Annotated in this window: 1 protein-coding gene; it reads right to left on the minus strand. The window is 69.2% G+C overall.

The window, feature by feature from the left end; genetic code table 11:
• Positions 1 to 1,094, minus strand: a 1,094-nt coding sequence (locus GT354_RS50505; RefSeq protein WP_202513196.1) for a M4 family metallopeptidase, incomplete at both ends; no start/stop codon positions are given.

Raw genomic sequence — 1,094 nt, forward strand, 5'->3', positions numbered from 1 at the left:
GCGCCGAACATGACGACCTGGTCGGCGGGACCGCCCGGCCAGTCGGCGATCAGGTTGTTGGAGCGGTACTGGCAGGACGTGCAGACCTGCTCGGACACGGTGAAGCCGGCGGCCTGGAGCTTGCCCTTCACGTAGGCCACGGACGCGGTGTAACCGGCGCTGCCCGCACGGCGGTTGCCGCCGTTTTGGGTGGCGATGCTCTGGAGCTGGGACAGGTGCGCCTGGACGTTCGTCACGCTGATGTCGGGCGCGCCGGTGGGCGGCGTGCCGGTGGTGCTGACGGTCAGCGAGTACTGCGCGGTGTGCGTGGCCGACGTGCCGGTACCGGTGACGGTCACGGAGTACGTGCCGACCGGCGCGGTCGCGGACGCGGACAGGGTCAACGTCGAACTGCCGCCCGCCTGGACGGTCGCCGGGTTGAAGTTCGCGGTCACGCCGCTGGGCAGGTTCGACGCGGAGAGCGTCACGGACTGCGCCGCACCGCCGGTGACGGCGGTGGTGACGGTCGTGGTGGCGCTCGCACCCTGCTTGGCCGTGCCCGAAGTCGGGCTCAGCGCCAGCGAGAAGTCCGGGTTGCCCGTGTCGGTGCAGGTCGGGTCACCGGTCTGCACGGGCACGCTGACGGCGTCCCACGCGGCCTTGGTCTTGTTGAACAGACCACACGTGGGGTCGAGCGTCTTGGCCGACTTCAGCGTCGCGGTGCGGTACTTCCGGTACGTCATGCCGCTCGTCTTGAGCAGCATGCCGCCGTAGAAGACCTTGCCGGCCTGCTGGATGCCGATCCCGGTGGAGGTGGTGTTGTTGCAGGTGGGGCTGTTGGGCTTGCCACCACCGGGGTTGGTGCCCTCGGCGAGCAGGTAGAACCAGTGGTTCATCGGCCCGGCCGCCGCGTGCTCCTCCATCGTAGGCACCGACGAGCTGTAACAGCTGGGGTCGCCGTTGGTGGAGGGGTTGTACATGTAGCGGATCGGGCCCTGGCCGACCAGGTTGACGCTTTCACCGACGGTGTAGTCGGGCGTGTCGTAGGGCGCGGGCTCGTTGACGTAGGCCTCGGTCAGCGCGCCCATGATGTCGCCGGTGGACTCGCCCAGACC

Origin of the sequence: Streptomyces sp. SID3343, from assembly GCF_009865215.1 — a bacterium.
Taxonomy (GTDB): domain Bacteria; phylum Actinomycetota; class Actinomycetes; order Streptomycetales; family Streptomycetaceae; genus Embleya.